At 65.1% G+C, this 26,886-nt stretch carries 18 protein-coding genes; 4 read left to right on the forward strand and 14 right to left on the reverse strand.

Going from position 1 to position 26,886, the window contains the following annotated elements; genetic code table 11:
- The 11 genes from APH30_RS15280 to ccoN (APH30_RS15330) form a co-directional block, all read right to left on the reverse strand.
- On the reverse strand, window positions 1–1,813 hold a 1,813-nt coding region (locus tag APH30_RS15280), incomplete at its 3' end, for a heavy metal translocating P-type ATPase (protein ID WP_054913025.1).
- A gap of 155 nt (window positions 1,814–1,968) precedes the next feature.
- On the reverse strand, window positions 1,969–2,493 hold the full coding sequence (locus APH30_RS15285) for a FixH family protein (RefSeq protein WP_054913026.1): 525 nt from the start codon (window positions 2,491–2,493) through the stop codon (window positions 1,969–1,971).
- Between the two features lie 15 nt (window positions 2,494–2,508).
- On the reverse strand, window positions 2,509–3,924 hold the full coding sequence (gene ccoG, locus APH30_RS15290) for a cytochrome c oxidase accessory protein CcoG (protein WP_054881976.1): 1,416 nt from the start codon (window positions 3,922–3,924) through the stop codon (window positions 2,509–2,511).
- A gap of 308 nt (window positions 3,925–4,232) precedes the next feature.
- Window positions 4,233–5,210 carry a cytochrome-c oxidase, cbb3-type subunit III gene (gene ccoP / locus APH30_RS15295; protein WP_054913027.1) on the reverse strand — a complete coding sequence of 326 codons (978 nt, stop codon included), beginning with the start codon at window positions 5,208–5,210 and terminating at the stop codon, window positions 4,233–4,235.
- Window positions 5,207–5,398, reverse strand: coding sequence for a CcoQ/FixQ family Cbb3-type cytochrome c oxidase assembly chaperone (locus tag APH30_RS15300; RefSeq protein WP_009683899.1), 192 nt, complete (start codon window positions 5,396–5,398; stop codon window positions 5,207–5,209). Before APH30_RS15300 ends, ccoP (APH30_RS15295) begins: the two co-directional genes overlap by 4 nt.
- A 5-nt stretch (window positions 5,399–5,403) precedes the next feature.
- Entirely contained in the window at window positions 5,404–6,012 is a 609-nt protein-coding gene (gene ccoO / locus APH30_RS15305; RefSeq protein WP_009683898.1) for a cytochrome-c oxidase, cbb3-type subunit II, read from the reverse strand.
- The gene (gene ccoN, locus APH30_RS15310) at window positions 6,012–7,454 is read right to left on the reverse strand and encodes a cytochrome-c oxidase, cbb3-type subunit I (RefSeq protein WP_054913028.1); all 1,443 of its coding nucleotides are present in this window, start codon (window positions 7,452–7,454) and stop codon (window positions 6,012–6,014) included. The genes ccoO (APH30_RS15305) and ccoN (APH30_RS15310) overlap by 1 nt, the downstream gene beginning before the upstream one ends.
- Window positions 7,455–7,906: 452 nt before the next feature.
- Complete coding sequence (gene ccoP / locus APH30_RS15315; protein WP_054913029.1) at window positions 7,907–8,848, reverse strand: cytochrome-c oxidase, cbb3-type subunit III; 942 nt, start codon at window positions 8,846–8,848, stop codon at window positions 7,907–7,909.
- Window positions 8,845–9,039 (reverse strand): cbb3-type cytochrome c oxidase subunit 3, encoded by a 195-nt coding sequence (locus tag APH30_RS15320; RefSeq protein WP_009683895.1) that lies wholly within the window; start codon window positions 9,037–9,039, stop codon window positions 8,845–8,847. The genes ccoP (APH30_RS15315) and APH30_RS15320 overlap by 4 nt, the downstream gene beginning before the upstream one ends.
- 5 nt (window positions 9,040–9,044) lie before the next feature.
- Window positions 9,045–9,653, reverse strand: a complete 609-nt coding sequence (gene ccoO / locus APH30_RS15325; protein ID WP_009683894.1) for a cytochrome-c oxidase, cbb3-type subunit II — start codon at window positions 9,651–9,653, stop codon at window positions 9,045–9,047.
- 13 nt (window positions 9,654–9,666) lie between these two features.
- Window positions 9,667–11,091, reverse strand: coding sequence for a cytochrome-c oxidase, cbb3-type subunit I (ccoN, locus tag APH30_RS15330; protein ID WP_054913030.1), 1,425 nt, complete (start codon window positions 11,089–11,091; stop codon window positions 9,667–9,669).
- A 50-nt stretch (window positions 11,092–11,141) separates the two neighbouring features.
- Here ccoN (APH30_RS15330) and APH30_RS15335 point away from each other — a divergent pair, with 50 nt between their 5' ends.
- Window positions 11,142–11,843, forward strand: coding sequence for an alpha/beta family hydrolase (locus APH30_RS15335; protein ID WP_054913031.1), 702 nt, complete (start codon window positions 11,142–11,144; stop codon window positions 11,841–11,843).
- Window positions 11,844–11,977: 134 nt separating this feature from the next.
- Here APH30_RS15335 and APH30_RS15340 read toward each other — a convergent pair whose 3' ends face one another.
- On the reverse strand, window positions 11,978–12,262 hold the full coding sequence (locus APH30_RS15340) for a pyrimidine/purine nucleoside phosphorylase (RefSeq protein ID WP_009684816.1): 285 nt from the start codon (window positions 12,260–12,262) through the stop codon (window positions 11,978–11,980).
- Between the two features lie 73 nt (window positions 12,263–12,335).
- A complete protein-coding gene (locus APH30_RS15345) occupies window positions 12,336–12,887 on the reverse strand; it encodes an exonuclease domain-containing protein (protein ID WP_054882195.1) in 552 nt (183 codons plus the stop codon).
- 185 nt (window positions 12,888–13,072) lie between these two features.
- On the opposite strand from APH30_RS15345, the gene APH30_RS15350 reads away from it, so the two are divergent.
- Together APH30_RS15350 and APH30_RS15355 are read left to right on the forward strand one after the other, a co-directional pair.
- Window positions 13,073–13,882 carry an ABC transporter substrate-binding protein gene (locus APH30_RS15350; protein ID WP_054913032.1) on the forward strand — a complete coding sequence of 270 codons (810 nt, stop codon included), beginning with the start codon at window positions 13,073–13,075 and terminating at the stop codon, window positions 13,880–13,882.
- A 62-nt stretch (window positions 13,883–13,944) separates the two neighbouring features.
- Window positions 13,945–14,958: a GNAT family N-acetyltransferase gene (locus APH30_RS15355; protein ID WP_054913033.1), complete on the forward strand. Its 1,014-nt coding sequence runs from the start codon at window positions 13,945–13,947 to the stop codon at window positions 14,956–14,958.
- 166 nt (window positions 14,959–15,124) lie between these two features.
- Here APH30_RS15355 and APH30_RS15360 read toward each other — a convergent pair whose 3' ends face one another.
- A complete protein-coding gene (locus tag APH30_RS15360) occupies window positions 15,125–15,655 on the reverse strand; it encodes an RNA polymerase factor sigma-70 (protein WP_009684812.1) in 531 nt (176 codons plus the stop codon).
- A 313-nt stretch (window positions 15,656–15,968) separates the two neighbouring features.
- Here APH30_RS15360 and APH30_RS15365 point away from each other — a divergent pair.
- Window positions 15,969–26,886, forward strand: a 10,918-nt coding sequence (locus APH30_RS15365; protein ID WP_054913034.1) for a non-ribosomal peptide synthetase, incomplete at its 3' end; no start/stop codon positions are given.

The following is a 26,886-nucleotide window of genomic DNA, read 5'->3' on the forward strand; positions in this document are numbered from 1 at the left end:
GAGGCTCGGGCACCGCAGGTACTTGCGCGCCGCTCAAGGCGCAGACGAAGCTGGCCTGGCCAATGCGCAGACGCTGGCCATCGACCAGCCCTTCCAGGCCCAGGCCGGGCACACTCTGCACCCCTTCAGCAGCTGTGGCCGCGCGCCCGAACGCGCGGGCGATGGGGTGCTCCGAACGGTTCTCCAATGCCGCCGCCAGCGCCAGGCAACGGTCCGCGGGTTGGCTGCCGAGTGGGCGAATGCTGCGCAAGGTCAGCCTGCCTTCGGTCAGCGTGCCGGTCTTGTCGAAAATCACCGTATCGATCTGGTTCAGGCCTTCCAGCACATGGCCACGGGTCACCAGCAGGCCAAGTTTGTGCAGGGTGCCGGTGGCTGCAGTGAGTGCGGTGGGTGTGGCCAGCGACAGCGCACAAGGGCAGGTCGCCACCAGCATGGCCAGCACGATCCAGAACGCCCGGGCCGGCTCCAGGTACCACCACCACAGGCCGATGGCCACTGCGGCCAGCAGCGAGAACAGCAGGAACCCCTGCGAGGCGCGGTCGGCAATTTCTGCCAGGCGTGGTTTTTCCGTTTGCGCGCGCTCCAGCAGGCGGACGATGGCCGACAGCCGCGAGTCGTGGCCCAAGGCCTGGACTTCTATGTTCAGCGTGCTTTCCACGTTCAAGGTGCCGCCGGTGACCCGGTCCCCCACCCGCCGCGGCTGTGGCAAGTATTCACCGGTGAGCAGCGATTCGTCGACGCTGGAGCGGCCTTCGACGACGCGCCCATCGGCGGGAATCACTGCGCCGGGCAGCACCTGTACGGTGTCGCCGCATTGCAGTTCACTGAGCAGAATGCGCCCGCTGCGGCCTTGGCTGTCCAGGCGCAGGCACGACGCCGGCAGCAAGTTCACCAGTTGCGCCGTGGCCGCTGCGGTGCGCTCGCGGGCGCGGCGTTCCAGGTAGCGGCCGGTCAGCAGGAACAGGGCGAACATGCCCACGGTGTCGAAATACAGCTCGCCGCTGCCGGTGATGGCCGTCCAGATGCCGGCACCGAAGGCCAGGCCAATGGCCAGTGACACCGAAACATCCATGGTCAGGTGGCGGGTGCGCAAGTCGCGGGCGGCGCCCTTGAAGAACGGTGCGCAGCTGTAGAACACGATGGGGATCGTCAGGAACAGCGCCACCCAACGCAGGATGGTGTGCAGCTCGGGCGACAGGTCGATGTTGAATTCCGGCCAGGTGGCCATGGTCGCCATCATTGCCTGGAACCACAACAACCCGGCAACGCCCAGGCGCCGCAGGGCACTGCGGTTTTCCCGGGCCAACTGCTCGGCGGCCTGGTCGGGTTGATAGGGGTGGGCGGCGTAACCGATCTGGCGCAGTTCGGCCAGCAGGCGCGACAGTGGCAGCTGCGAGGCATCCCAGGCAACCAGCAGGCGGTGGTTGGACAGGTTAAGGCGCGCCTCGGCGACGCCGGGCAGGTTGCGCAGGTGTTTTTCGATCAGCCAGCCACACGCCGCACAGCTGATACCTTCGATCAGCAAGGTGGCCTCGGCCAGGTCGCCCAGGTGGTGGACGAAGGTTTGCTGCACGTCACTGCGGTCGTACAGGGCCAGTTCGTCCTGCAACTGCCTGGGCAACGCTTCGGGGTTGGCGCTGTTGTCGCTGCGGTGCTGGTAGTAGTGTTCCAGGCCGCCGGCCACGATCGCCTCGGCCACTGCCTGGCAGCCGGGGCAGCAGAACTCGCGGGGCTCGCCGAGCACCACAGCGGTGAAGCGGCTGCCGGCAGGAACGGGCAGGGCGCAGTGGTAGCAGGGAATGGGTTGGGTCATCACATCATTGCCTTACACATAGCGGCCGGTTGGCGCGCTTCCCTGTAGGAGCGGCCTTGTGTCGCGAAAGGGGCGCGAAGCGGCCCCACGATCTCAGCTTCGCAGCATAGGTTGCAGGGGCTGCTGCGCAGCCCTTTCGCGACACAAGGCCGCTCCTACAGGTGCTCGGCGCCTTGGATGGCTTCATCACCAAGCTGCAAGGTCACGCCATGCTCGACCTTCTCCTCCTCGAACAGCCGCCACACCTGGCCACCTTCACTGCCCAGCAGCTCAACGAAACGCCGCCCGTCAACCTTGTCTTGCAGCTGCCCCACGTAACGCCCGGCCTCGACCCGGCTCAGCAGCACCTTACGGTCCTTTTCCGGCTGGGTGGGCGATATCAGGTTCAGTTCCAGGTTCTGCGGGTTGCTGTTGCCGGCCAGGCGCAGGTCCACTTCGCCGGTCAGTTCATCCAGGTGCACACTGGCCTGGAGGCGCAGCTTCTGTGCCAGCAGTTCGCGGTCCAGTGAGCGGTTGATGCCCTTGCCCGCCTCGTAGTAATTGTCGTTCACCAGGTTGTCCGGGTTGTTCACGGCGATGCTGACCATGCTCAGGCTCAGGCACACCGAGGTGGTGAGGATCGCAATGATGATCCAGGGCCAGAGGTGCTTGTACCAAGGGTCGGCGGCGGTGGCAGGCATTGTGGGTTATCTCTCTTAGCGGATCTGTGGGCCGATGAAGCGGCTCTTGGCTTCAACTTGTGCGCTGCTGTCGTCGGCGCTTTTGAGGATGAAGGTTATTTCGTTGGTGGTCGATGGCAGTTTTTCCGGCGCCACCGACAGCTGCACCGGCAGGCTGACGATATCCCCGGCGGCCACGCGGATCTCGCGTTGGCCTTCGAGCGTGAGGTCTGGCAGGCCAGTGGCGTCCAGCACATACACATGGTCACGCTGGTCCTTGTTCATGACCTTCAGGCTGTACACGTTCTCGATCCGGCCCTGGGCATTTTCGCGGTACAGCACACGGTCCTTGCTGACGTCGAAACCGACCAGCGAGCGGGTGGCGAAGGCCGTGGCCAGGCCGATGATCATCACCAGCAACACCAGCGCGTAGCCGATCAGGCGTGGCCGCAGCAGGTGGGTTTTCTGCCCGGAGAGGTTGTGCTCGGTGGTGTAGCTGATCAGCCCTTTGGGGTAGTTCATCTTGTCCATGATGCCGTCGCAGGCATCGATGCAGGCGGCGCAGCCGATGCATTCGATCTGCAGGCCGTCGCGGATGTCGATGCCGGTCGGGCAGACCTGCACGCACAAGGTGCAGTCAATGCAGTCGCCCAGGCCTTGGGCCTTGTAATCCGCGCCTTTCTTGCGCGGGCCCCGGGTTTCGCCGCGGCGCGGGTCATAGGAGACGATCAGTGTGTCCTTGTCGAACATCACGCTCTGGAAGCGGGCGTAGGGGCACATGTACACACACACCTGCTCGCGCAGCCAACCGGCGTTGCCGTAGGTGGCGAGGGTGAAGAAGCCAACCCAGAAATAGGCCCAGCCATCGGCCTGGCCGGTGAAGAACTCGATCACCAGTTCACGGATCGGCGAGAAGTAGCCGACGAAGGTCATGCCGGTGACGAAGCCGATCAGCAGCCACAGGCTGTGCTTGCTGAACTTGCGCAGGAACTTGTTGGCGCTCATGGGCGCCTTGTCCAGTTTGATGCGCTGGTTGCGGTCGCCCTCGGTGACCTTTTCGCACCACATGAAGATCCACGTCCATACGCTTTGCGGGCAGGTGTAGCCACACCAGACCCTGCCTGCGAACACGGTGATGAAGAACAGGCCGAAGGCGGCGACGATGAGGATGCCTGACAGCAGGATGAAGTCCTGGGGCCAGATGGTGGCACCGAAGATATAGAACTTGCGCTCGGGCAGGTTCCACCACACCGCCTGGTGGCCACCCCAGTTCAGCCATACCGTGCCGAAGTACAGCAGGAACAGCGCGGCACCGCCAACCATGCGCAAACGCCGGAACAGGCCGGTGAAGGCGCGGGTATAGATTTTTTCGCGGGACGCGTAGAGGTCGACGGAGTCCTTCCCTTTCGTGGCAGGCGGGGTTACATCATGTACCGGAATTTGCTTGCTCATCATCAAGTCCCACGGCAGTGGAAAAATGCCGCGGCCAGTGCGTGCCGGCCGCAGTCTCGCGCAATCTGCTAGCGCTCTGCGGTTCATGATACGCCGCTGTGGGCGGCCCGGGGTCTCACTGCGACCTTTAGTCGCGTTGGGTTCGCGGCGTGAATCGTGTTATGGCGGGTGTCAATTGATCCAGGTCATCAGCCTGCGAGAAATGCTTGGCTGTGCCGGCCTTTTCGCGGGCTTGCCCGCTCCCACAGGTCCCTCATCAGCCTCGAGGTTGTGGGAGCGGGCGAGCCCGCCAAGAGGCCAGGCCTGCCTTACTCGGCCTTGGCCGGCTCAGCCTGGTGCGACAGGCTGTACACATAAGCCGCCAGCAAGTGCACCTTGTCGTTGCCCTGCAGCTGTTCCTGGGCCGGCATCTGCCCTTGGCGGCCATAGCGGATGGTCTGCTGCAACTGGGCAAAGCTGGAGCCGTAGATGAACGCCTGCGGGTGGGTCAGGTTCGGTGCCCCCATGGCTGGCGTGCCTTTGCCTTCCGGCCCGTGGCAGGCCACGCAGTTGGCGGCGAAGATCTTCTGCCCGTTCTGCACATCGGCCTTGACCCCTTGCGGCAGGGTACGGCCATCGAGCTTGCTGACCACGAATGCCGCGACGTCGGCCACACCTTGGTCACCGATCACTTCGGCCCATGCCGGCATCACACCGTGGCGGCCGCCCATGATGGTGGCCTTGATGGTTTCCGGCTCGCCGCCCCAGCGCCAGTCATTGTCGGCCAGGTTGGGGAAACCGAAGGCGCCCTTGGCGTCGGAGCCATGGCATACCGAGCAGTTGGAGGCGAACAGGCGTGCGCCCATTTTCAGCGCCTGTGGGTCTTTGGCCACTTCTTCGATAGGCATGGCGGCGAACTTGGCGTAGATCGGGCCGAAGCGCGCCTGGGCCTTGGCCATTTCCTTTTCCCACTCGTGCACGCCGGTCCAGCCCTGCTGGCCGTTGGAAAACTCGGTCTGTTTGTCGTTGTCCAGGTAGGCATAACCCGGCAGCATGCCTTTCCAGTTGCCCAGCCCCGGGTACAGCACCAGGTAACCGAGGGCGAAGACGATGGTGCCGACGAACAGCCAGAACCACCATTTCGGCAGTGGGTTGTCGTACTCCTCGATACCATCGAAGGCGTGCCCGACGGTTTCGTCGGTCACCTCTTCGCGCTGGCCCTTGCGGGTCGACAGCAGCAGCCAGGTCAACGAGAAGATGGTGCCCAGGGTCAGGACGGTAACGTACAGACTCCAGAAGGTTGTCATTGTTGTTTGCTCCCAGAAGCTTTTGCTTGCTCGACGTGCCGTTTGGCCTCGGGGTCATCGGCGAAGGGCAGTTGGGTGGCTTCGTCGAAGTCCTTCTTGCGCCGTGGGTTGAACACCCACAGCGCCAGGCCCACGAACGCCACCATCACCACGACGGTACCCAGGCCGCGAATCATCCCGATATCCATCAGCGTCACCGTTTGCTCTTGATGATGGTGCCAAGACCCTGCAGGTACGCCACGAGGGCGTCCATTTCGGTCTTGCCCTTGACCGCGTCACGGGCGCCGGCAATGTCGGCGTCGGTGTACGGTGTGCCGAGTGTGCGCAGCACCTCCATCTTCTTCGCGGTGTCCTTGCCGTCGAGCGTGTTCTCGACCAGCCAGGGGTAGGCCGGCATCTTCGATTCCGGCACCACGTTGCGCGGGTTGTACAGGTGCGCGCGGTGCCAGTCATCGGAGTAGCGGCCACCGACCCGTGCCAGATCCGGCCCGGTGCGTTTGGAGCCCCACAGGAACGGGTGGTCCCACACGCTCTCGCCGGCGACCGAGTAGTGGCCGTAGCGCTCGGTTTCGGCGCGGAACGGGCGGATCATCTGCGAGTGGCAGCCCACGCAACCTTCGCGGATATAGATGTCGCGGCCTTCCAGCTCCAGGGCGGTACGCGGCTTCATGCCCTCGACCGGCTTGTTGGTGACGTCCTGGAAAAACAGCGGGACGATCTGGGTCAGGCCACCGACGCTTACCGCGATGACCATGAAGAAGGCCAGCAGGCCAATGTTCTTCTCGACGGCTTCATGCTTCATCAGTGCGCTCCCACAACGACGATCTTGGCGGCTTCTTCAGCCTGTGCCGGGTTGGCGGCACGCACGGTACGCAACACGTTGTAGGCCATCAGCAGCATGCCGCTGGCGAAGAACGCACCGCCCAGGGCACGCACGATGTAGCCCGGGTGGCTGGCTTGCAGTGCCTCGACGAACGAGTAGGTGAGGGTGCCGTCATCGTTGATGGCACGCCACATCAGGCCCTGGGTGATGCCGTTGACCCACATCGAGGCGATGTACAGCACGGTGCCGATGGTGGCCAGCCAGAAGTGCGCGTTGATCAGGCCAACGCTGTGCATCTGCACGCGGCCATACAGGCGCGGGATCATGTGGTACACGGCGCCGATCGAAATCATGGCGACCCAGCCGAGGGCGCCTGCGTGCACGTGGCCGATGGTCCAGTCGGTGTAGTGCGACAGCGAGTTGACGGTCTTGATGGCCATCATCGGGCCTTCGAAGGTGGACATGCCGTAGAACGCCAGCGACACCACCAGAAAGCGCAGGATCGGATCGGTACGCAGTTTGTACCAGGCGCCCGACAGGGTCATCATGCCGTTGATCATGCCGCCCCAGCTTGGCGCCAGAAGGATGATCGACATCACCATACCCAGCGACTGCGCCCAGTCGGGCAGGGCGGTGTAGTGCAGGTGGTGCGGGCCGGCCCAGATGTACAGGGTGATCAGCGCCCAGAAGTGCACGATCGACAGGCGGTACGAGTAGATCGGCCGCTCGGCCTGCTTGGGCACGAAGTAGTACATCATGCCCAGGAAGCCGGTGGTCAGGAAAAAGCCCACGGCGTTGTGCCCGTACCACCACTGGATCATCGCATCGGTGGCGCCGGAGTAGGCCGAATACGACTTGAACAGGCTGACCGGCAGGGAGATGTGGTTGACGATGTGCAGCATCGCGGTGACCACGATGAAGGCACCGTAGAACCAGTTGCCGACATAGATATGCTTGGTCTTGCGCTTGACGATGGTGCCGAAGAACACCACCCCGTAGGTGACCCAGACAATGGCCAGCAGAATCGCCAGTGGCCACTCCAGCTCGGCGTATTCCTTGGTGGTGGTGTAGCCCATCGGCAGGGTGATCAGCGCCCCGACGATCACCGCCTGCCAGCCCCAGAAGGTGAAGGCGGCCAGGCTGTCGGAAATCAGCCGTGTCTGGCAGGTGCGCTGCACCACGTAGTAGCTGGTGCCGAACAGCGCGCAGCCGCCGAAGGCGAAGATCACCAGGTTGGTGTGCAGCGGACGCAGGCGGCCAAAGCTGGTCCAGGGCAGGTCCAGGTTCAGTTGTGGCCACACCAGCTGCGAGGCGATGAAGACGCCGAGGCCCATGCCAAGGATCCCCCAGACCACCGTCATGATGGCGAACTGGCGGACGACCTTATAGTTATAAGCAGTCGGACTGATTGCTGTGCTCATTCTAAGGTTCCACGGTTTTGATGTTCTTGTTGGTTGAAAAATCGGCGCCAGTATTGATAACCCTCCGGGTTACCGCAACGCAACTTTGGTACGCCGACCCGTGTCCGGGCCCGTTCACTGATGTCCCGCAGCGCTCGGGTCAGGTGGATTGTACACAAATAAATATTTGTAATGTGTACCGTTTTTCACCTTTTTCTGATCGATCGGTCAAGCTTTTTTTGGGGGCGGCCACTGACCAGGCGCGGCGTCTGCGCCGGTGCTTTCGCAGGATGCCCACTGTGGCAACAAGCTTAGTTCTGTTCGGAGGGGGTGCAAGGGAGGGAGTAGGGCGGGGGAGCGCTGGGGCTGCTCTGCAGCCCTTTCGCGACACAAGGCCGCGCCTACAGAAAAAATGCGATCTCCTGCAGGAGCGGCCTTGCGTCGCGATGGGCCGCGAAGCGGCCCCGGGGGTATTACTTGGAGCTCACGGTTTCAGCCGCGCCATCCTGCGACAGGCTGTACACATACGCCGCCAACAGGTGCACTTTGTCATTGCCCTGAATCTCGGCCTGCGCCGGCATCTGCCCTTGGCGACCGTAGCGGATGGTCTGTTGCAGCTGGGCAAAGCTCGACCCATAGATGAACGCCTGTGGGTGGGTCAGGTCGGGCGCGCCCATGGCCGGGGTGCCTTTGCCTTCCGGCCCGTGGCAGGCCACGCAGTTGCCGGCGAAGATCTCCTTGCCCTTGGCCGGGTCGGCCTTGGCGCCTTCCGGCAGTTTACGGCCGTCCATGCTGGTCAGCACGAACGCGGCGACGTCGGCCACGCCCTGCTCGCCAATCACCTCGGCCCAGGCCGGCATCACACCATGGCGGCCGTTCATGATCGACGCCTTGATGGTCTGCGCATCACCGCCCCAGCGCCAGTCCTTGTCGGTGAGGTTGGGGAAGCCGAACGCGCCCTTGGCGTCCGAGCCATGGCAGACCGAACAGTTGGAGGCGAACAGGCGCCCGCCCATTTTCAACGCCTGCGGGTCCTTGGCCACTTCCTCCACCGGCATGGCGGCGTACTTGGCGAAGATCGGCCCGAAGCGGGCGTCGGCCTTGTCCATTTCCTTTTGCCATTCGTTGGCGCCGGTCCAGCCATTTTCATAACCCGGCAGAATGCCTTTCCAGTTGCCCAGGCCCGGGTAAAGGATCAGGTAACCGACCGCGAACACCAGGGTGCCGACGAACAGCCAGAACCACCACTTGGGCAAGGGGTTGTCGTACTCCTCGATGCCGTCGAAGCTGTGGCCCATGGTCTGGTCGGTGGGGTTGTGGCTCTGGCCCTTGCGGGTGGCGAGCAACAGCCAGGTCAGGCCAATCAGGCTCCCGATGGTCAGTACGCTGATATACGTACTCCAGAAGGTGGTCATTGCCCGTTACTCCTTTTTGCAGCAGGTTCCTGCCCGGCAGCGGGCAGGCGGTCGTCGACGAAGGGCAGCAAGCGCGCCTCGGCGAAATCACGGTCGCGACGGCGGTTGAATACCCACAGGGAGAGGCCGATGAAGGCGACCATCACCACCAGGGTGCCGAGGCCGCGAATCATGCCGGTGTCCATTTCCATCGCAATCACCTCTTGTTCTTGATCGCGGTGCCAAGCACCTGCAGGTAGGCCACCAGCGCGTCCATCTCGGTCTTGCCCTTGACCGCGTCGCGGGCACCGGCGATGTCGTCGTCGGTGTAGGGCACGCCGAGGGTACGCAGGGTGCGCATCTTCACGTCGGTGTGGCTGTTGTCCACCTGTTGGGCGACCAGCCAGGGGTACGCCGGCATCTTCGACTCCGGCACCACGTTGCGCGGGTTGTACAGGTGCGCGCGGTGCCAGTCGTCCGAGTAGCGGCCGCCGACCCGGGCCAGGTCCGGGCCGGTACGCTTGGAGCCCCACAGGAACGGGTGGTCCCACACGCTCTCGCCAGCGACCGAGTAGTGGCCGTAGCGCTCGGTTTCGGCGCGGAATGGGCGGATCATCTGCGAATGGCAGCCTACGCAGCCTTCGCGGATGTAGATGTCGCGGCCTTCGAGCTGCAGCGCGGTGTAAGGCTTCATGCCTTCGACCGGCTTGTTGGTGACGTCCTGGAAGAACAGCGGCACGATCTGGGTCAGGCCGCCGATACTGACGGCCAACACCATCAGCAGGGCCAGCAGGCCAACGTTTTTCTCGATGACTTCATGTTTCATCAGGCAGGTCTCCTCAAGCCAGCTGGGCGTTCGCAGGGGCAGCATCAAGCGCCGGCGAACGCACGGTGCGCCAGGTGTTCCAGGCCATCAGGAACATGCCGCTGAGGAAGATCGCACCGCCGACGAAGCGCACGATGAAGCCTGGGTGGCTGGCCACCAGGGTTTCCACGAACGAGTAGGTGAGCGTGCCGTCGCTGTTCACTGCGCGCCACATCAGGCCCTGGGCAATGCCGTTGACCCACATTGAGGCGATGTACAGTACGGTGCCGATGGTGGCCAGCCAGAAATGCGCGTTGATCAGGCCGATGCTGTACATGCGTTCCTTGCCGAACACTTTCGGGATGGTGTGGTACAGCGCGCCGATCGAGATCATCGCGACCCAGCCGAGGGCGCCAGCGTGCACGTGGCCGATGGTCCAGTCGGTGTAGTGGGAAAGGGCGTTGACCGTCTTGATGGCCATCATCGGGCCCTCGAAGGTGGACATGCCGTAGAACGCCAGCGACACCACCAAAAAGCGCAGGATCGGGTCGCTGCGCAGTTTGTGCCAGGCCCCCGACAGGGTCATCATGCCGTTGATCATGCCACCCCAGCTCGGTGCCAGCAGGATCAGCGACATCACCATGCCCAGCGATTGCGCCCAGTCAGGCAGGGCGGTGTAGTGCAGGTGGTGCGGGCCGGCCCAGATGTACAGGGTAATCAGCGCCCAGAAGTGCACGATCGACAGGCGGTAGGAATACACCGGGCGTTCGGCCTGCTTGGGCACGTAGTAGTACATCATCCCCAGGAAGCCCGCGGTCAGGAAGAAGCCCACCGCGTTGTGGCCATACCACCACTGCACCATGGCGTCGGTGGCACCGGCATAGACCGAGTACGACTTGGTCATGCTGACCGGCAGTTCCAGGTTGTTGACGATGTGCAGCATGGCCACCGTCAGGATGAACGCGCCGAAGAACCAGTTGCCCACGTAGATGTGCTTGGTGTTGCGCTTGATCAGCGTGCCGAAGAACACGATGGCGTAGCAGACCCAGACGATGGTGATCAGGATGTCGATCGGCCATTCCAGCTCGGCGTATTCCTTGGAGCTGGTGTAGCCCAATGGCAGGCTGATGGCCGCCAGCAGGATCACCAGCTGCCAGCCCCAGAAGGTGAACGCGGCCAGGCCGGGGGCGAACAGGGTGGTCTGGCAGGTGCGTTGCACCGAATAATAGGAGGTGGCGAACAGCGCGCAGCCGCCGAAGGCGAAGATCACCGCATTGGTGTGCAGTGGGCGCAGGCGGCCGAAGCTGGTCCAGGGGAGGTCGAAGTTGAGGGCAGGCCAGGCAAGCTGGGCGGCGATGAAAACGCCGAGCCCCATCCCGACGATTCCCCACACCACCGTCATGATGGCGAATTGGCGGACCACCTTGTAGTTATAGGCGGTACTGCTGGTTGTGTTCATGTATGGGTTCCCATCCACGGTTATTTGGCAGGCTTTACAGCGAGGCAAGCATGATTAATGGGCAAAGTGCCGGTATTGACGGGGATCAATGGGCGAAGGTCGGAAATGTCCCAGGCTTGCGCTGCGATCTTGCGCAGGTCGAGGGCGGGGAGGGTTACAAGGGCTGCCTGATCCTGGCCCATGGTGCCGGTGCGCCGATGGACAGCGGGTTCATGGACGAAATGGCGCAAAGGCTTGCGGCACTTGGGGTCGCGGTGCTGCGCTTCGAGTTCCCGTACATGGCCGAGCGCCGGGTTGGCGGTGGCAAGCGGCCGCCGAACCCGCAGAAGGTATTGCTGGAAAGCTGGCGCGAGGTGTACCGGCAGGTGCGACCTTTGGTCGCGGGCAAGCTGGCGGTGGGTGGCAAGTCGATGGGTGGGCGCATGGCCAGCCTGCTGGCTGACGAACTGGGCGCCGATGCGCTGGTGTGCCTGGGCTACCCGTTCTACGCGGTGGGCAAACCCGAGAAGCCGCGCGTGGAGCACCTGGCCGAGTTGAAAACACCGACGTTGATCGTGCAGGGCGAGCGCGATGCGCTGGGTAACCGGGAGGCGGTGGCAGGGTATGCGTTGTCGCCGGCGATCGAGGTGAGCTGGCTAGTGGCGGCGGACCATGACCTGAAGCCGTTGAAGGCTTCGGGGTTCAGCCATGAGCAGCATTTGCAGGCGGCTGCGCAGCGAGTTGCCAGCTTTTTGGCAGGCATACGCTTGTAGGAGCGGCCTTGTGTCGCGAAAGGGCCCCGCAGCGGCCCCGGCAATTCACGCGGCGAAGCTAAAAACTGGGGCTGCTTCGCAGCCCTTTCGCGACACAAGGCCGCTCCTACAACGAGCGTGCCAATAGCGAACAATTAATCGCGGTACTCGCACAGGTAAGCGGTGTCTACCTTCACCTGCAGCTGGAACTTGCTGTCAGCCGGTACATTGAACGTGTCGCCCGCCTTGAAAGTTTCCCAGTTGTCGCTGCCTGGCAGCTTGACGATCAACGCACCCGACACCACGTGCATGATTTCACGCTTGGCAGTGCCGAACTCGTATTCGCCCGGGGCCATCACGCCGACAGTGGCCGGGCCTTCTTCGCCCGTGAAGGCGATCGACTTGACGGTGCCGTTGAAGTACTCGTTGACCTGGAACATGGGCGTCTCCTGAAAAAGGGGAGGGAAAAGGGCTGGCCAGTATGCCCAAGCCCAATGCCCTCGTCATCTGCTTTCAGGGCCCGTCGGCGGGCAGGCTCAAGGGCAGCAGCCGCGCTGTGTTGCGCGCATCTTCCAGGGCCCGGTGCTGCTGCCCGCAAAAGTGCATGCCAGCCAGTTGCAGGGCGCCGTTCAGGCCGGCGGGGCGCTGCAGGTGGCGGGCCTTGGCAAAGCGTTGCTTGAGGTTGATGTGCGCCAGCGTGCGCAGCAGGCTGTCCAGGCCGTGCAGGTGCCATTCCTGGTGCAGTTGCTGGCGGTCGTAGTCGCCCCAACTGACCCAGGCCTGCAACTGTTCACGATGCTGCCCGAGCCAGTGCTCGAAGCTGGCCCATACCTCGCGAAACGGCGCGGCCGCATCGACGTCGGCCTGGCTGATGTGGGTCAGCTCGCGACAGAACGGGGTCAGCTGCGGGCGCCGCCGCGGGCGCACGAAACGCTGGAAGTGGTCGACCTCACGGCCTTCGCGGGTGACCAGGCTCGCGCCGATTTCAATGACTTCCATCTCCGTGACCGGCCACCCACCCTCATCGGTGGTGGCCTCCAGGTCGATCACCAACCAATGGCCCATACCAGGCTCCCTTGCAGATCCTGCTAGAGCGTAGCCAAACTCGGCGCATCCGGCACCTCGTGGCATTTTGCCGCCCGTTTTGTCAGCGCCAATGGCGTACCGAGGGGCACGAAAGCCGGAGGCAGCAGTTGTGCCGCCCCGGTAAAACGCCTAGCTTAAGCGAACCCAGGCATGAACCGTGATGAATGTCCGCCTTTACCCTTGCGCCCGGCCTGAAGGCCTTGTCCACCCTCATGTTGCTGGCTGTTTACTGGTTGGCCGTACCGGCATGCGCGGCAGGTGCCATCGAGGTGAAAGTCGGTGCCGCGCATTTCCCGCCGTATACGGTGCGCCCCGAGCAGGGCGCCGATATCGGCTTGTTGCCGCAGTTGGTCGCTGCGCTCAACCGTGCCCAGCAGCGCTACCGCTTCGTATTGGTGCCCACTTCCATCCAGCGGCGTTTCAGTGACTTGCAGCAGGGCCGTACCGATATGGCCATTTTCGAGAACCCGCAGTGGGGCTGGGAGCAGATCCCCCATCAACAGGTGGACATGGGCCTGGAAGATGCCGAAGTGTTCGTGGCCCGCCAGGTGGACGGGCGCGCCCCGCATTACTTCGATGACCTGAAGGGCAAGCGCCTGGCCCTGTTCAACGGCTATCACTATGCGTTCGCCGGTTTCAACGCCGACCCGCGCTACCTGCGCAAGGCCTACAATGCGACGTTGACCTATTCGCACGACAGCAACCTGCTGATGGTGCAGGCGGGCCGCGCCGACATTGCCCTGGTCACGCGCTCCTACCTCAGTGATTTCCTGGCACGTAACCCGTCCAGTCGTGCGCAACTGGTTGCATCGCAGCGCATCGATCAGGTTTACCACCACTACGCGCTGCTGCGGCCCGCCGCGCCCATTGGCGAGCGGTCGTTCGCTGAACTGTTGAGAGGCTTGCGTGATAGCGGTGAGCTGGCGCGCATTTTCCAGCCTTACCACATCGCCGTCAGTGCGCCCGAGGACTAAATTGCCGCCGCGTGGCATCGTTCTCGACAGTGAGCCCTTTGTTCATTTCGCGAGACCCACCCATGCCCTTCGATGCCGCTTCGCAGCCACAGTCACCGCCACGTTGGCGCAGCCTCAGTGCCGAGGAGGGGGCCAGCAGGCTGAGCCTGACCCTGGAGGGCCGCCCGCTGGCGCAGGTGCGCCTGCAGGCGGGTCCAACCTTGCAGGTACACCTTGAGCAGTTGTGCCCCGAGCGCCCTTATCAAGCCTTGTGGGCGGCCTGCTATTGGCTGTTGTCCCGTGACAGTGCCTGCCAGCGCCTGGCCTGGCACCTGCCCGAGGTGGTGCCGCAGGCATTGGCCAGCGGCCTGCTGCTGGTGGGCGATGTGCCTGGCCAGTACCTGTGCGAGCGCGCGCTGTTCTGGCAATTGCCGCAGCCCTGGCTGGGTGAGGCGCTGGCTGCCCCCTACCCGCAGCAGATGCAGATCAGCAACGGCAAGCGCCACCCGCGGCGGGCGCCCAAGCCCCGTGGCGAGGTCTATCGGCGCTTCGATGCGCGGCTGGGTAGCTGGGTGTCGCTGCGCACCCTGGACATCGAGCATGACCTGGAGCGCTTCAACCGCTGGCAGAACGACCCGCGCGTGGAGGCGTTCTGGCAGGAAAGCGGCACGCTTGCCCAGCACCGCGAGTACCTGGCCAAGCTGGAGGCCGACCCGCATACCCTGACGTTGATTGGCTGCTTCGACGATCAGCCATTTGCCTATTTCGAGGCTTACTGGGCCAAGGAGGATCGCATTGCACCGTTCTACCCGGCTGATGACTACGACCGCGGCATCCACATGCTGGTCGGGGAGCAGAGCCATCGTGGCCCGCACAAGGTCGCCAGCTGGCTATCGGCGCTGGTGCATTACCTGTTCCTGGATGACCCGCGTACCCAGCGGGTGGTCGCCGAGCCGCGTGCCGACAATGGCAAGATGATCGGCTACATGCACGACCAGTGCTTCCATTGCGAGAAGGAGTTCGACTTCCCGCACAAGCGCGCGGCGCTGATGATTCTGGGGCGGGAGCGGTTCTTCGATCGTTGCAGGCTCGCCTGATGGCGAGAGCGGCAAGCGGCAAGCGGCAAGCGGCAAGCTGCAAGCTGCAAGCTGCAAGCTGCAAGCTGCAAGCTACAAGCTACAAGCTACAAGCTACAAGCAAAAGCCGATCGCGTTCTGCTTTGGCTTTTTCTTTTAACTTGCAGCTTGCAGCTTGCAGCTAGGGTCAGCCCTGCCGGTTGGCGGTCTTGCGGCAATGCACCAGGGCATCGCGGATCATGAAGTTGACCAAGGTTGGCGACACGCCCAGTTCCTTGGCGATGTCCTTCTGCGGTACGCCATGCAGGCGGTACATCTCGAACGCATAGCGGGTGCGCTGGGGCAACTGGTTCAGCGCTTCGGCTATATCGTCCAGCGCGGCCAGGTTGATGTGGGTGGCTTCGGGCGAGGCGTTCTGGATGACCACATTCAGGCCTTCCTCTTCGCTGCCGGAGTATCTCAGCTCCATCGCCTGCTTGCGGTAATGGTCGATCGCCAGGTTGCGCACGATCTGGAACAGGTAGCTCAACTGCGCCTTGAACGACGAGGTTATCTGCGGGGCGGCGCTGAGCCGGAAGAAGGCGTCCTGCACCACATCTTCGGCACGCGAGCGGCAGCCGGTAATGCGCGCTGCGATCTTGACCAGGATGCTGCGGTTGTCTACGAAGGCCTGCAGTAATGGTGAATCGCACTTACTTGTGGATAGTTGTTCCGCCATGGAAATCACCTTGTCACAAAGGGGGAGGAGGCACCCGGGCAGGGACGCTTCCTACGACGTGCGACACGCTATTAGTAATGATAATGATTGTCAAATGCGAAATGTAATTGGTATCGGGTATTTTCGATTTTTGAGATGTCGGTCATGACAGGGGTGTCGCTGGCATGCCCGTCAATCCGCCGACCCCGCCAGCTCCGCTAATTTCTCCCGCCGCCCATCCGTTCCCCTGAGTACATCCCCGGCCGCCAACCGCTGCCCGCCCATGTTCGCGGCGCAGTCGGCACGCCCCAACAGATACTGGCAGGAACACCCCATGACGGACGCCTTCGAACTCCCGCTCTCGCTGGTCCAGGCCCTGGCGCAACGCGCCGCGCAGACCCCGGACAGGATTGCCCTGCGCTTTCTCGCCGACGCCCCGCACGAGCAGGCAGTGCTCAGCTATCGGGAGCTCGACCAGCGCGCGCGCACCATCGCCGCCGCCCTGCAGGTACGCGCCAGCTTTGGTGACCGCGCGGTGTTGCTGTTTCCCAGTGGGCCGGATTACGTAGCGGCGTTCTTCGGCTGCCTGTACGCCGGCGTGATCGCAGTGCCGGCCTACCCGCCAGAGTCTGCCCGCCAGCACCACCAGCAACGCCTGCTGTCGATCATCGCCGACGCCGAGCCGCGCCTGCTGCTGACCGTGGCGGCGCTGCACGACAGCCTGCAGGGCCTGGAAGCACTTGCCGCCGAGGCGGCGCCCGCGTTGCTGGCAGTGGATGGCCTGGACCCCGCCCTGGCCGACACCTGGCAGGAACCTGCCCTCAGCAGCCAGGACATCGCCTTCTTGCAGTACACCTCCGGCTCCACCGCACTGCCCAAAGGCGTGCAGGTCAGCCATGGCAACCTGGTGGCCAACGAACAACTCATCCGCAGCGGCTTTGGCATCGACCTCAACCCCGACGACGTGATCGTCAGCTGGTTGCCGCTGTACCACGACATGGGCCTGATCGGCGGCCTGTTGCAGCCGATCTTCAGCGGAGTGCCTTGCGTACTGATGTCGCCCGGCTACTTCCTCGCTCGGCCAGTGCGCTGGTTGCAGGCCATCAGCGACTACGGCGGCACCATCAGCGGCGGCCCCGACTTTGCCTACCGCCTGTGCAGCGAGCGGGTCAGCGAGGCCTCGCTGGCCGGGCTCGACCTGAGCCGCTGGCGCGTGGCCTATTCGGGTTCCGAACCGATCCGCCAGGACAGCCTGGCGAGCTTCGCCGACACCTTCAAGGCCTGCGGCTTCGACCCCCAGAGCTTCTTCGCCAGCTACGGCCTGGCCGAAGCAACCTTGTTCGTCAGCGGCAGCCGCCGTGGCCAGGGTATCCCCGCGCTTGCGCTGGATGCCGACGCCTTGGCCGCCAACCGCGCCGAGCCCGGTACCGGCAGCGTGCTGATGAGTTGTGGCTTCCCGCAGCCGGGGCACGCGGTACGCATTGTCGAGCCGCAACAGCTGCAACGGCTGGGCGACAACCAGGTGGGGGAAATCTGGGCCGGTGGGCCGAGTATCGCCTCGGGCTACTGGCGTAACCCAGAAGCCAGCGCGCGCACCTTCGTCGAAATGGACGGGCAGACCTGGCTGCGAACCGGCGACCTGGGTTTCATGCGTGAAGGCGAGGTGTTCGTCACCGGGCGCCTGAAAGACATGCTGATCGTGCGTGGGCAGAACCTGTACCCGCAAGACCTGGAAAAAACCCTCGAGCGTGAAGTGCAGGCACTGCGCAAAGGCCGGGTGGCGGTGTTCGCCGTCGAGCATCAGGGCGAGGAGGGCATCGGCGTGGCGGTGGAGATCAGCCGCAGCGTGCAAAAGGCCACCCAACCACAAGCGCTGATCAACACCCTGCGCCAGGTCATCGCCGATGCCTGCCGCCAGGCGCCGGCGGTGGTGCTGCTGCTCAACCCGGGCGCGCTGCCGAAAACCTCCAGTGGCAAGCTGCAGCGTTCGGCCTGCCGCGTGCGCATGGCCGAGGGCAGCCTGGACTGCTATGCCCAATTCCCCGAGCCGAGCGCCGCTGCTGCCACCCAGGCATCAGGCGATGCCTTGCAGGCACGCATCGCGGCGGTGTGGCGCGACACCCTCAAGGTGCAGGCAGTAGCGGCAGATGACCATTTCCTGCTGTTGGGCGGCAACTCCATCGCCGCTACCCAGGCCACGGCGCGGCTGGCCGACGAACTGGGCATCGACCTGAGCCTGCGCACCTTGTTCGAGGCGCCGGTGTTGGCCGACTACAGCAACGCGGTGGCTGCGCTCATCGGTGCAGGCGCTGCCCAGCCCACAGCTATCGCGCCCCTGGCACGCGCCCAGGCGCTGCCCCAGTCGCTGGCGCAGAACCGCCTGTGGCTGTTGTGGCAACTGCAACCCCAATCGGCGGCCTACAACATTCCCGCCGGCCTGCACCTGCGTGGCGAACTGGACGCTAGCGCCCTGCAGGCCGCATTCCAGGCACTGGTGGCGCGCCACGAGTCGCTGCGTACCGTGTTCGCTGAAGAAAACGGCCAGGCGCTGCAGCGTATTCTGCCGCAGCAGCCGTTCAGCCTGGCCCGCCTGGACCTCGCAGGCCAGACCCCCGAGCAGGTCGCCGCCCAGCGTGAAGCCGAGGCCTGCCAGCCGTTCGACCTGACGCAAGGCCCGTTGCTGCGTGTGACCCTGGCCCGGCTCGACGATGAAGACCATCAGCTGTGGGTGACCCTGCACCACATCGTGGCCGACGGCTGGTCGCTGAACATCCTGCTCGATGAATTCGCCAAATTGTATGCCGCTCAGTGCCAGGGCCTGGAGGCACCGTTGGCGCCGCTGCCCCTGGGCTACGCGGACTACGGCAACTGGCAGCGGCAGTGGCTGGCCGACGGCGAAGCCGAACGCCAACTGCAGTACTGGAAGGCCCAGCTCGGTGACGAACTGCCCGTGCTTGACCTGTGCACCGACCAACCCCGGGCCAACCAGCGCACATTCAGTGCTGCGCGCTTCAGCGTGAAGGTCCCCGCCACGCTCAGCCAAGCCCTCAAGGGCCTGGCGCAGGCGCAGCAGGCCAGCCTGTTCATGGTCCTGCTGGCCGGCTGGCAGGCACTGTTGCAGCGCTACAGCGGCCAGGCCGAGATCCGCGTCGGCGTGCCGAATGCCAACCGCCCGCGCCTGGAAACCCAGGGCATGGTCGGCTTCTTCATCAACACCCAGGTGCTGCGCGCGCAACTCGATGGCCGCATGCCGTTCAGCCAACTGCTGGCGCAGGTGCGCCAAGCCACGCTCCAGGCCCAGGCCCACCAGGACCTGCCGTTCGAGCAGTTGCTCGAGGCCTTGCCGCAAGCCCGCGAGCAGGGCCTGTTCCAGGTCATGTTCAACCACCAGCAACGCGACCTGTCGGCACTGCGCCGCCTGCCAGGCCTGCTGGCCGAAGAGTTGCCGTGGCACAGCCGCGAAGCCAAGTTCGACCTGCAACTGCACAGTGAAGAGGACCACCAGGGCCGGTTGAGCCTGGCGTTCGACTATGCCGACGAACTGTTCGAGGCCAGCACCATCCAGCGCCTGGCCGGGCAGCTGCTGGCCCTGCTGGAGCAAGTGTGCGCCGCGCCCGATCTGGCCCTGGCCGAGGTGCAACTGCTCGACGAGGCGGGCCGGCGCCAGTTGTTGGGCTGGGGCCAGGCCGAAGCCGCCGCGCCGCAGCAACTGCTGGTCGAGCAACTCAACGAGCAGGCCCGCCTGACCCCGCAACGTACCGCCCTGGTATGGGCGGGTGGCAGCCTGGATTACGCCGAACTGCACCAGCAGGCCAACCGCCTGGCGCACTACCTGCGCGACAAAGGTGTCGGTCCTGACACGTGCGTCGCCATCGCCCTCGAGCGCTCGCCGCAACTGCTGGTCGGCTTGCTGGCCATTCTCAAGGCCGGCGGCGCCTACGTGCCGCTCGACGTGGATTACCCCGCCGAGCGCCTGGCGTACATGCTGGCCGATTGTGGTACCGGCCTGTTGCTCAGCCACAGCAGCCTGGTGGGCAAGCTGCCACAGGCCGATGGCGTCAGCACCATCGCCCTCGACCAGCTGCACCTGGACAGCTGGCCCAGCCAGGCCCCCGGCTTGCACCTGCAAGGTGACAACCTCGCCTACGTCATCTACACATCCGGCTCCACCGGCCAGCCCAAAGGCGTGGGCAATACTCACGCGGCGCTGGCCGAGCGTTTGCACTGGATGCAGGCCACCTATGGGTTGGGCGACGAGGATGTGCTGCTGCAGAAAGCGCCGATCAGTTTCGACGTGTCGGTGTGGGAGTGCTTCTGGCCGTTGATCACCGGCTGCAAGCTGGTGCTCGCCGGCCCTGGCGAGCACCGCGACCCGCAGCGCATTGCGGCCCTGGTCCAGGCGCATGGCGTGACCACCCTGCATTTTGTGCCGCCACTGCTGCAGGTGTTTGTCCAGGAACCACAGGCCGCGGGCTGCACCAGCCTGCGCCGGGTGTTTTCCGGGGGCGAGGCCTTATCGGCGGCGCTGCGCGACCGGGTGCTGCAACTGCTGCCGCACGTGCAGCTGCACAACCGCTACGGCCCGACCGAAACCGCCATCAATGTCACCCACTGGCATTGCCAGGCCACGGACGGCGAGCGTTCGCCCATCGGCCGGCCGCTGGCCAACGTGCTGTGCCGGGTAATGGATGACGAACTCGAACTCACCGCACCCGGCGTGCCGGGTGAGTTGTACCTCGGCGGTGCGGGCCTGGCCCGTGGGTACCTGGGGCGCCCAGGGCTTACCGCCGAGCGTTTCGTACCCCAGGCCGATGGCAATGGCCAGCGCCTGTACCGCAGTGGTGACCGCGCCCGTTGGCAGGTTCAGCTGCAAGCGCTGGAATACCTCGGGCGTCTGGATCAGCAGGTGAAAGTACGGGGGTTGCGCGTTGAGCCTGAAGAAGTCCAGGCCTGCCTGTTGGCGCAAGCGGGTGTCGAGCAGGCGCTGGTGCTGGTCCACAACGATGCGGTCGGCGCGCAACTGGTTGGCTACTACAGCGGCAGCGCCCAGGCCGAAGCCTTGTTGACGGTACTGGCCGAGCACCTGCCGGCATACATGGTGCCGGCGCAGCTGATTGCCCTTGCGGACATGCCCCTGGGCCCCAGCGGCAAGGTCGACCGCAAGGCGCTGCCGGCCCCGGTGTGGCAGCAGCGTGAGCACGTCGAGCCGCAAACAGCACTGCAACAGCAGGTCGCTGGCATCTGGCGCGATGTCCTGAACCTGCCCCGTGTGGGGCTGCGCGATGATTTCTTCGCCCTGGGCGGCCACTCGCTGCTGGCCACACAGATCGTTTCCCGCACGCGCCAGGCGTGCGATGTGGAGCTGCCGCTCAAGGCCCTGTTCGAGGCCAGCGAGCTGGGCGCATTCTGTGCCGAGGTTGCCCGCATCCAGGGCAATGGCCAGCGCAACCTGCAAGGGCAGATCGCCCGCGTCGACCGTCGTCAGGCGGTGCCGCTGTCTTATTCGCAACAGCGCATGTGGTTCCTCTGGCAAATGCAGTCCGACAGCCCGGCCTATAACGTGGGCGGCATGGCGCGCTTGCGCGGCACCTTGCACGTCGAGGCGTTCGAGCGGGCGCTGCATGCGCTGATCGTGCGTCACGAAGCCCTGCGTACAACGTTCCCCAGCATCGACGGGGTGCCCTACCAGTGCGTGGCCGAAGACAGCGGCCTGCACCTGCACTGGCAGGACTTCAGCGCCTTGCCCGGCGCTGCCCGTGCGCAACGCCTGCAACAGCTGGCTGACGACCAGGCGCACCAGCCCTTCGACCTTGAACGCGGCCCGCTGCTGCGCGCCTGCCTGGTCAAGGCCGCAGAGCGCGAGCACTTCTTCGTGCTGACCCTGCACCATATCGTGACCGAAGGCTGGGCCATGGACATCTTCGCCCGCGAGCTGGGTGAACTGTACGAGGCCTTTGTCGACGACCGCGAGTCGCCATTGGCGCCACTGCCGGTGCAGTACCTGGACTACAGCGTGTGGCAACGGCAATGGCTGGAAAGCGGCGAGGGCGCTCGCCAACTGGCCTATTGGCAAACGCGCCTGGGCACCGAGCACCCGGTGCTGGCGTTACCCGCCGATCGCCCACGCCCGGCGGTGCAAAGCCACCGGGGCGGGCTGTACCGCTTCGAGCTTGACCCGGCCCTGGTCGAGCGCGTGCATGCCTTCAACAGCCAGCGTGGACTGACCCTGTTCATGACCATGACAGCCACCCTGGCTGCCTTGCTGCACCGCTACAGTGGCCAGCGCGACCTGCGCATCGGTGCGCCGGTGGCCAACCGTATCCGCCCGGAAAGCGAAGGGCTGATCGGCGCCTTCCTCAATACCCAGGTGCTGCGCTGCGAACTGGATGGGCAGATGAGCGCCAGCGCCTTGCTGGAGCAGGTGCGCCAGGCTGCCATCGAAGGCCAGTCACACCAGGACCTACCGTTCGATCAACTGGTCGAGGCCCTGCAACCGCCACGCAGCAGTGCCTACAACCCGTTGTTCCAGGTGATGTGCAACGTGCAGCGCTGGGCCTTCCAGCAAAGCCGCAGCCTGGCCGGCATGCAGGTGGACTACCTGGTCAACGACGCCAGCGCCACCAAGTTCGACCTGTACCTGGAAGTGACCGACCTGGATGGCCGCCTGGGCTGCTGCCTGACCTACAGCCGTGACCTGTTCGATGAGCCGCGTATCGCGCGCATGGCCGAACACTGGCAACAGCTGCTGGTCGGGCTGCTCGACAACCCGCAACAGCGCCTGTGCGAGCTGCCGATGCTGAGCAGCAGCGAGCAGCAGCAACTGCTGGGCCAGTTGCAGGGCGACCCGCACTTGGGCCTCGGGCAGACCCTGCACGGGTTGTTCGCGGCCCAGGCCGCACGCACGCCGCAGGCCGGGGCATTGACCTTCGCCGGCCAGCACCTGAGCTATGCCGAGCTCGAGCAGCGCGCCAACCGCCTGGCCCGGGCCCTGCGCGAACGGGGTGTCGGGCCGCAGGTGCGGGTAGGCCTGGCGCTGCAGCGCTCGCTGGAAATGGTGGTTGGCCTGCTGGCCATCCTCAAGGCTGGCGGCGCCTATGTGCCACTGGACCCTGAATACCCGCTCGACCGCCTGCGCTACATGATCGAGGACAGCCGTATCGGCCTGCTGCTGAGCCAGCGCGAGCTGCTGCAAAGCCTGGGCGAATTGCCCGAAGGCGTGGCGCGCTGGAGCCTGGAAGACGACGCAGCCAGCCTGGCGACCTACAGCGCTGCGCCGCTGGACAACCTCAGCCTGCCGCAGCACCAGGCTTACCTGATCTACACCTCCGGCTCCACCGGCAAACCCAAGGGCGTGGTCGTCAGCCATGGCGAATTCGCCATGCACTGCCAAGCCGTGAGCGCCGCGTTCGGCATGCGCAGCGACGATTGCGAGCTGCATTTCTATTCGATCAACTTCGACGCCGCCAGCGAGCGCCTGTGGGTGCCACTGTTGTGCGGTGCGCGGGTGGTGTTGCGTGCCCAGGGGCAGTGGGGCGCGGAGGACATCTGCCAACTGGTGCGCGAGCAGCAGGTGAGCATCCTTGGCTTTACCCCAAGCTACGGGAGCCAACTGGCGCAATACCTGGGCGGCCAGGGCGAGCAACTGCCGGTTCGCCTGGTGATCACCGGTGGCGAGGCGCTGACCGGTGAGCACCTGCAGCGTATTCGCCAGGCATTCGCGCCCCAGCAGTTCTTCAATGCCTATGGGCCGACCGAGACCGTGGTCATGCCGCTGGCCTGCCTGGCCCCAGAGGTGCTGCCCGCAGCGCTGGGCAGTGTGCCGATCGGCCAGGTCATCGGCAGCCGCACGGCCTACATCCTCGACGAAGACCTGGCGCTGTTGCCGCAAGGGGGTATCGGTGAGCTGTATGTCGGCGGCGCCGGCCTGGCCCAGGGCTACCACGATCGCCCGGGCCTGAGCGCCGAGCGCTTCGTTGCCGACCCGTTCGGCAGCGCAGGTGGGCGCCTGTACCGCACCGGTGACTTGGTACGCCTGGGCGCCGATGGCCTGGTCGAGTATGTTGGCCGCGCCGACCAGCAAGTGAAAATTCGCGGTTTCCGCATCGAACTGGGCGAGATCGAAAGCCGTCTGCAGGCACACGCCGATGTCGACGAGGCAGTGGTACTGGCCCTCGACCTGCCAGGCGGCAAGCAACTGGTGGGCTACCTGGTGTGCCAGCAGGCCGCAGCCGACAACGAGGCGCAGCACCGCCTGCGCGAAGCCGTGAAGGCCGAGCTCCGCCAGCACTTGCCAGACTACATGGTGCCTGCGCACCTGGTGCTGCTTGACAGCCTGCCGCTGATGGGCAACGGCAAGCTCGACCGCCGCGCCCTGCCGCTGCCGGACCTTGAGCAAGCCCGCCAGCACTACCAGGCCCCTGGCGATGACGTGCAAGCTCGGCTGGCGCAGATCTGGGGCGAGGTGCTCAACGTCGCCCGGGTGGGGGTGCAGGACAACTTCTTCGAACTGGGCGGCGATTCGATCCTGTCGATCCAGGTGGTCAGCCGGGCGCGGCAGGCCGGGCTGCAGTTCACGCCACGCGACCTGTTCCAGCACCAGACCATCCAGGCGCTGGCCGCTGTGGCAAGGCAGAGCGAAGCGCACAGCAGCATCGACCAGGGGCTGCGCGAGGGCCAGGTTGGCCTGACGCCGATCCAGCACTGGTTCTTCGACAGCGAGGTGCCGCAGCCACAGCATTGGAACCAGGCGCTGCTGCTGGCGCTGCGCCAGCCGCTGGATAAAGCCACGCTGGAGCAGGCGCTGGCCGCGCTGGTGCAGCACCACGACAGCCTGCGCCTGCGTTTCAGTGCCGCCGCGGGCCGTTGGCAGGCTGCCTACACCCAGCCGGCTGAGGATCAGCTGTTGTGGGCTGCCACCGTCGCCGATTTTGCCGATTGCCAGGCGCTGTACAGCGATGTGCAGCGCAGCCTCGACCTGCAGCATGGCCCGCTGCTGCGCGGCCTGCTGGTGACGGACGGCCAGGGCCACCAGCGCCTGCTGCTGGCGATTCACCACCTGCTGGTCGATGGTGTGTCCTGGCGTGTGCTGCTGGAAGACTTGCAGGCGCTGTACCGTGGCCAGCCACTGCCCGCCAAGACCCATGCCATGGGCGACTGGGCCGCGCGCCTGGCCAGCTATGCCGGCAGCGATTCGTTGCGTGACGAGCTGGGCTGGTGGCAAAGCCAACTGGGGGGTGCCCGCCGTGAGCTGCCCTGCGATCACCCGCAGGGCGGTAACCTGCACCGCCACGCGCTAACCCTGGCGACCGGCCTGAACGCCGAGCAGACCCGGCAGTTGCTGCAACAGGCCCCGGCTGCCTACCACACGCAGGTCAACGACCTGCTGCTGACCGCGCTGGCGCGGGCCATGTGCCGCTGGAGTGGGGACGACAGCGTGCTGGTGCAGCTGGAAGGCCATGGCCGCGATGGGCTGTTCGAGGATATGGACCTGACCCGCAGCGTGGGCTGGTTCACCAATGCCTACCCGTTGAGCCTGCGCCCGGTGCCCGGTGAGGATGACGCCGCGCGGGCAGGCTCGATCAAACGCATCAAGGAGCAGCTGCGCCAGGTGCCGCACAAAGGCCTGGGTTACGGCGTGCTGCGCTACCTGGCAGACGACGCCGGGCGCGAGCAGATGGCGGCGTTGCCGCAGGCACGCATTACCTTCAATTACCTGGGCCAGTTCGACCAGCAGTTCGACAGCGCGGCGCTGTTCCAGCCGCTGGATGCCCCGGCCGGCCTGGCCCACGACCCCGACGCGCCGCTGCCCAACTGGCTGAGTGTCGATGGCCAGGTGTATGGCGGCGCCCTGCAGCTGCGCTGGACCTTCAGCGCCGAACGCTACGACAGGCAGACCATTGCCGCGCTGGCCGAAGCCTACCGCCTGGAACTGCTGGCATTGGTGGAGCATTGCCTGGCCGAGGGCAATGGTAGTTTCACCCCTTCGGATTTCCCGCTGGCGCACCTGACGCAAGCGCAGATCGATGCACTGCCGGTGCCGGCAGCGCAGATCGAGGACGTGTACCCGCTGAGCCCGATGCAGGAGGGCATGCTGCTGCATACCCTGCTGGAGCCGGGCACCGGCCTGTACTACATGCAGGACCGCTACCGCATCAACAGTGCGCTGGACCCCGATCGCTTCGCCCAGGCCTGGCAGGTCGTGGTGGCGCGCCACGAAGCACTGCGCGCCTCGTTCAGCTGGAACAGCGGTGAGGCGATGTTGCAGATCATTCACAAGCCGGGCGGCCTGGCCGTCGACTACCAAGACTGGCGCGGGCTTGCCGAGGCTGCGCAGGAGCAACGCCTGCAAGCCTTGCACAAGCAGGAGCGCGAAGCGGGCTTCGCCTTGCTCAGCGAGGCACCGTTCCACCTGCGCCTGGTGCGCGTGGCAGACGAGCGCTACTGGTTCATGATGAGCAACCACCACATCCTGATCGATGCCTGGTGCCGCTCGCTGTTGATGAACGACTTCTTCGAGGTTTACCAGGCACTTGGCGAGGGCCGCCAGGCGCAGTTGCCGGTGCCGCCGCGTTACCGCGACTACATTGGCTGGCTGCAACGCCAGGGGCTGGACGATGCGCGGGCCTGGTGGCAGGCCAACCTGGCCGGGTTCGAGCGCGCCACGGCGCTGCCCAGTGACCGCCCATTGCGCCATGACCATGCCGGCAGCGGCATGGTCGTGGGCGACTGCCATACCCGCTTGCAGGTGAGCGAGGGCGTGCGCCTGCGCGAACTGGCGCAGGCGCACCAGCTGACCGTCAACACCTTTGCCCAGGCGGCCTGGGCGCTGCTGCTGGCGCGTTACAGTGGCGAGCGTGACGTGGCCTTTGGCGTGACCGTGGCCGGCCGCCCGGTCAGCATGCCGCAGATGCAGCGCACCGTGGGCCTGTTCATCAACAGCGTCGCTTTGCGCGTGCGCCTGCCGCTGGCCGGGGAGCGTTGCAGCGTGCGCCAGTGGTTGCACAGCCTGCTGCAAAGCAACATGGAGCTGCGCGAGTACGAGTACCTGCCCTTGGTGGCGATCCAGGAGTGCAGCCAACTGCCCAAGGGCCAGTCGCTGTTCGACAGCTTGTTCGTGTTCGAGAACGCCCCGGTGGAAACCGCCGTGCTCGACCATGCGCAGCACCTGAACGCCAGCTCCGACTCGGGCCGTACCCACACCAACTTCCCGCTCACGGCGGTGTGCTACCCCGGCGATGACCTGGGCCTGCACC

This window comes from Pseudomonas sp. NBRC 111127, from assembly GCF_001320345.1.
Classification (GTDB): Bacteria; Pseudomonadota; Gammaproteobacteria; order Pseudomonadales; family Pseudomonadaceae; genus Aquipseudomonas; species Aquipseudomonas juntendi.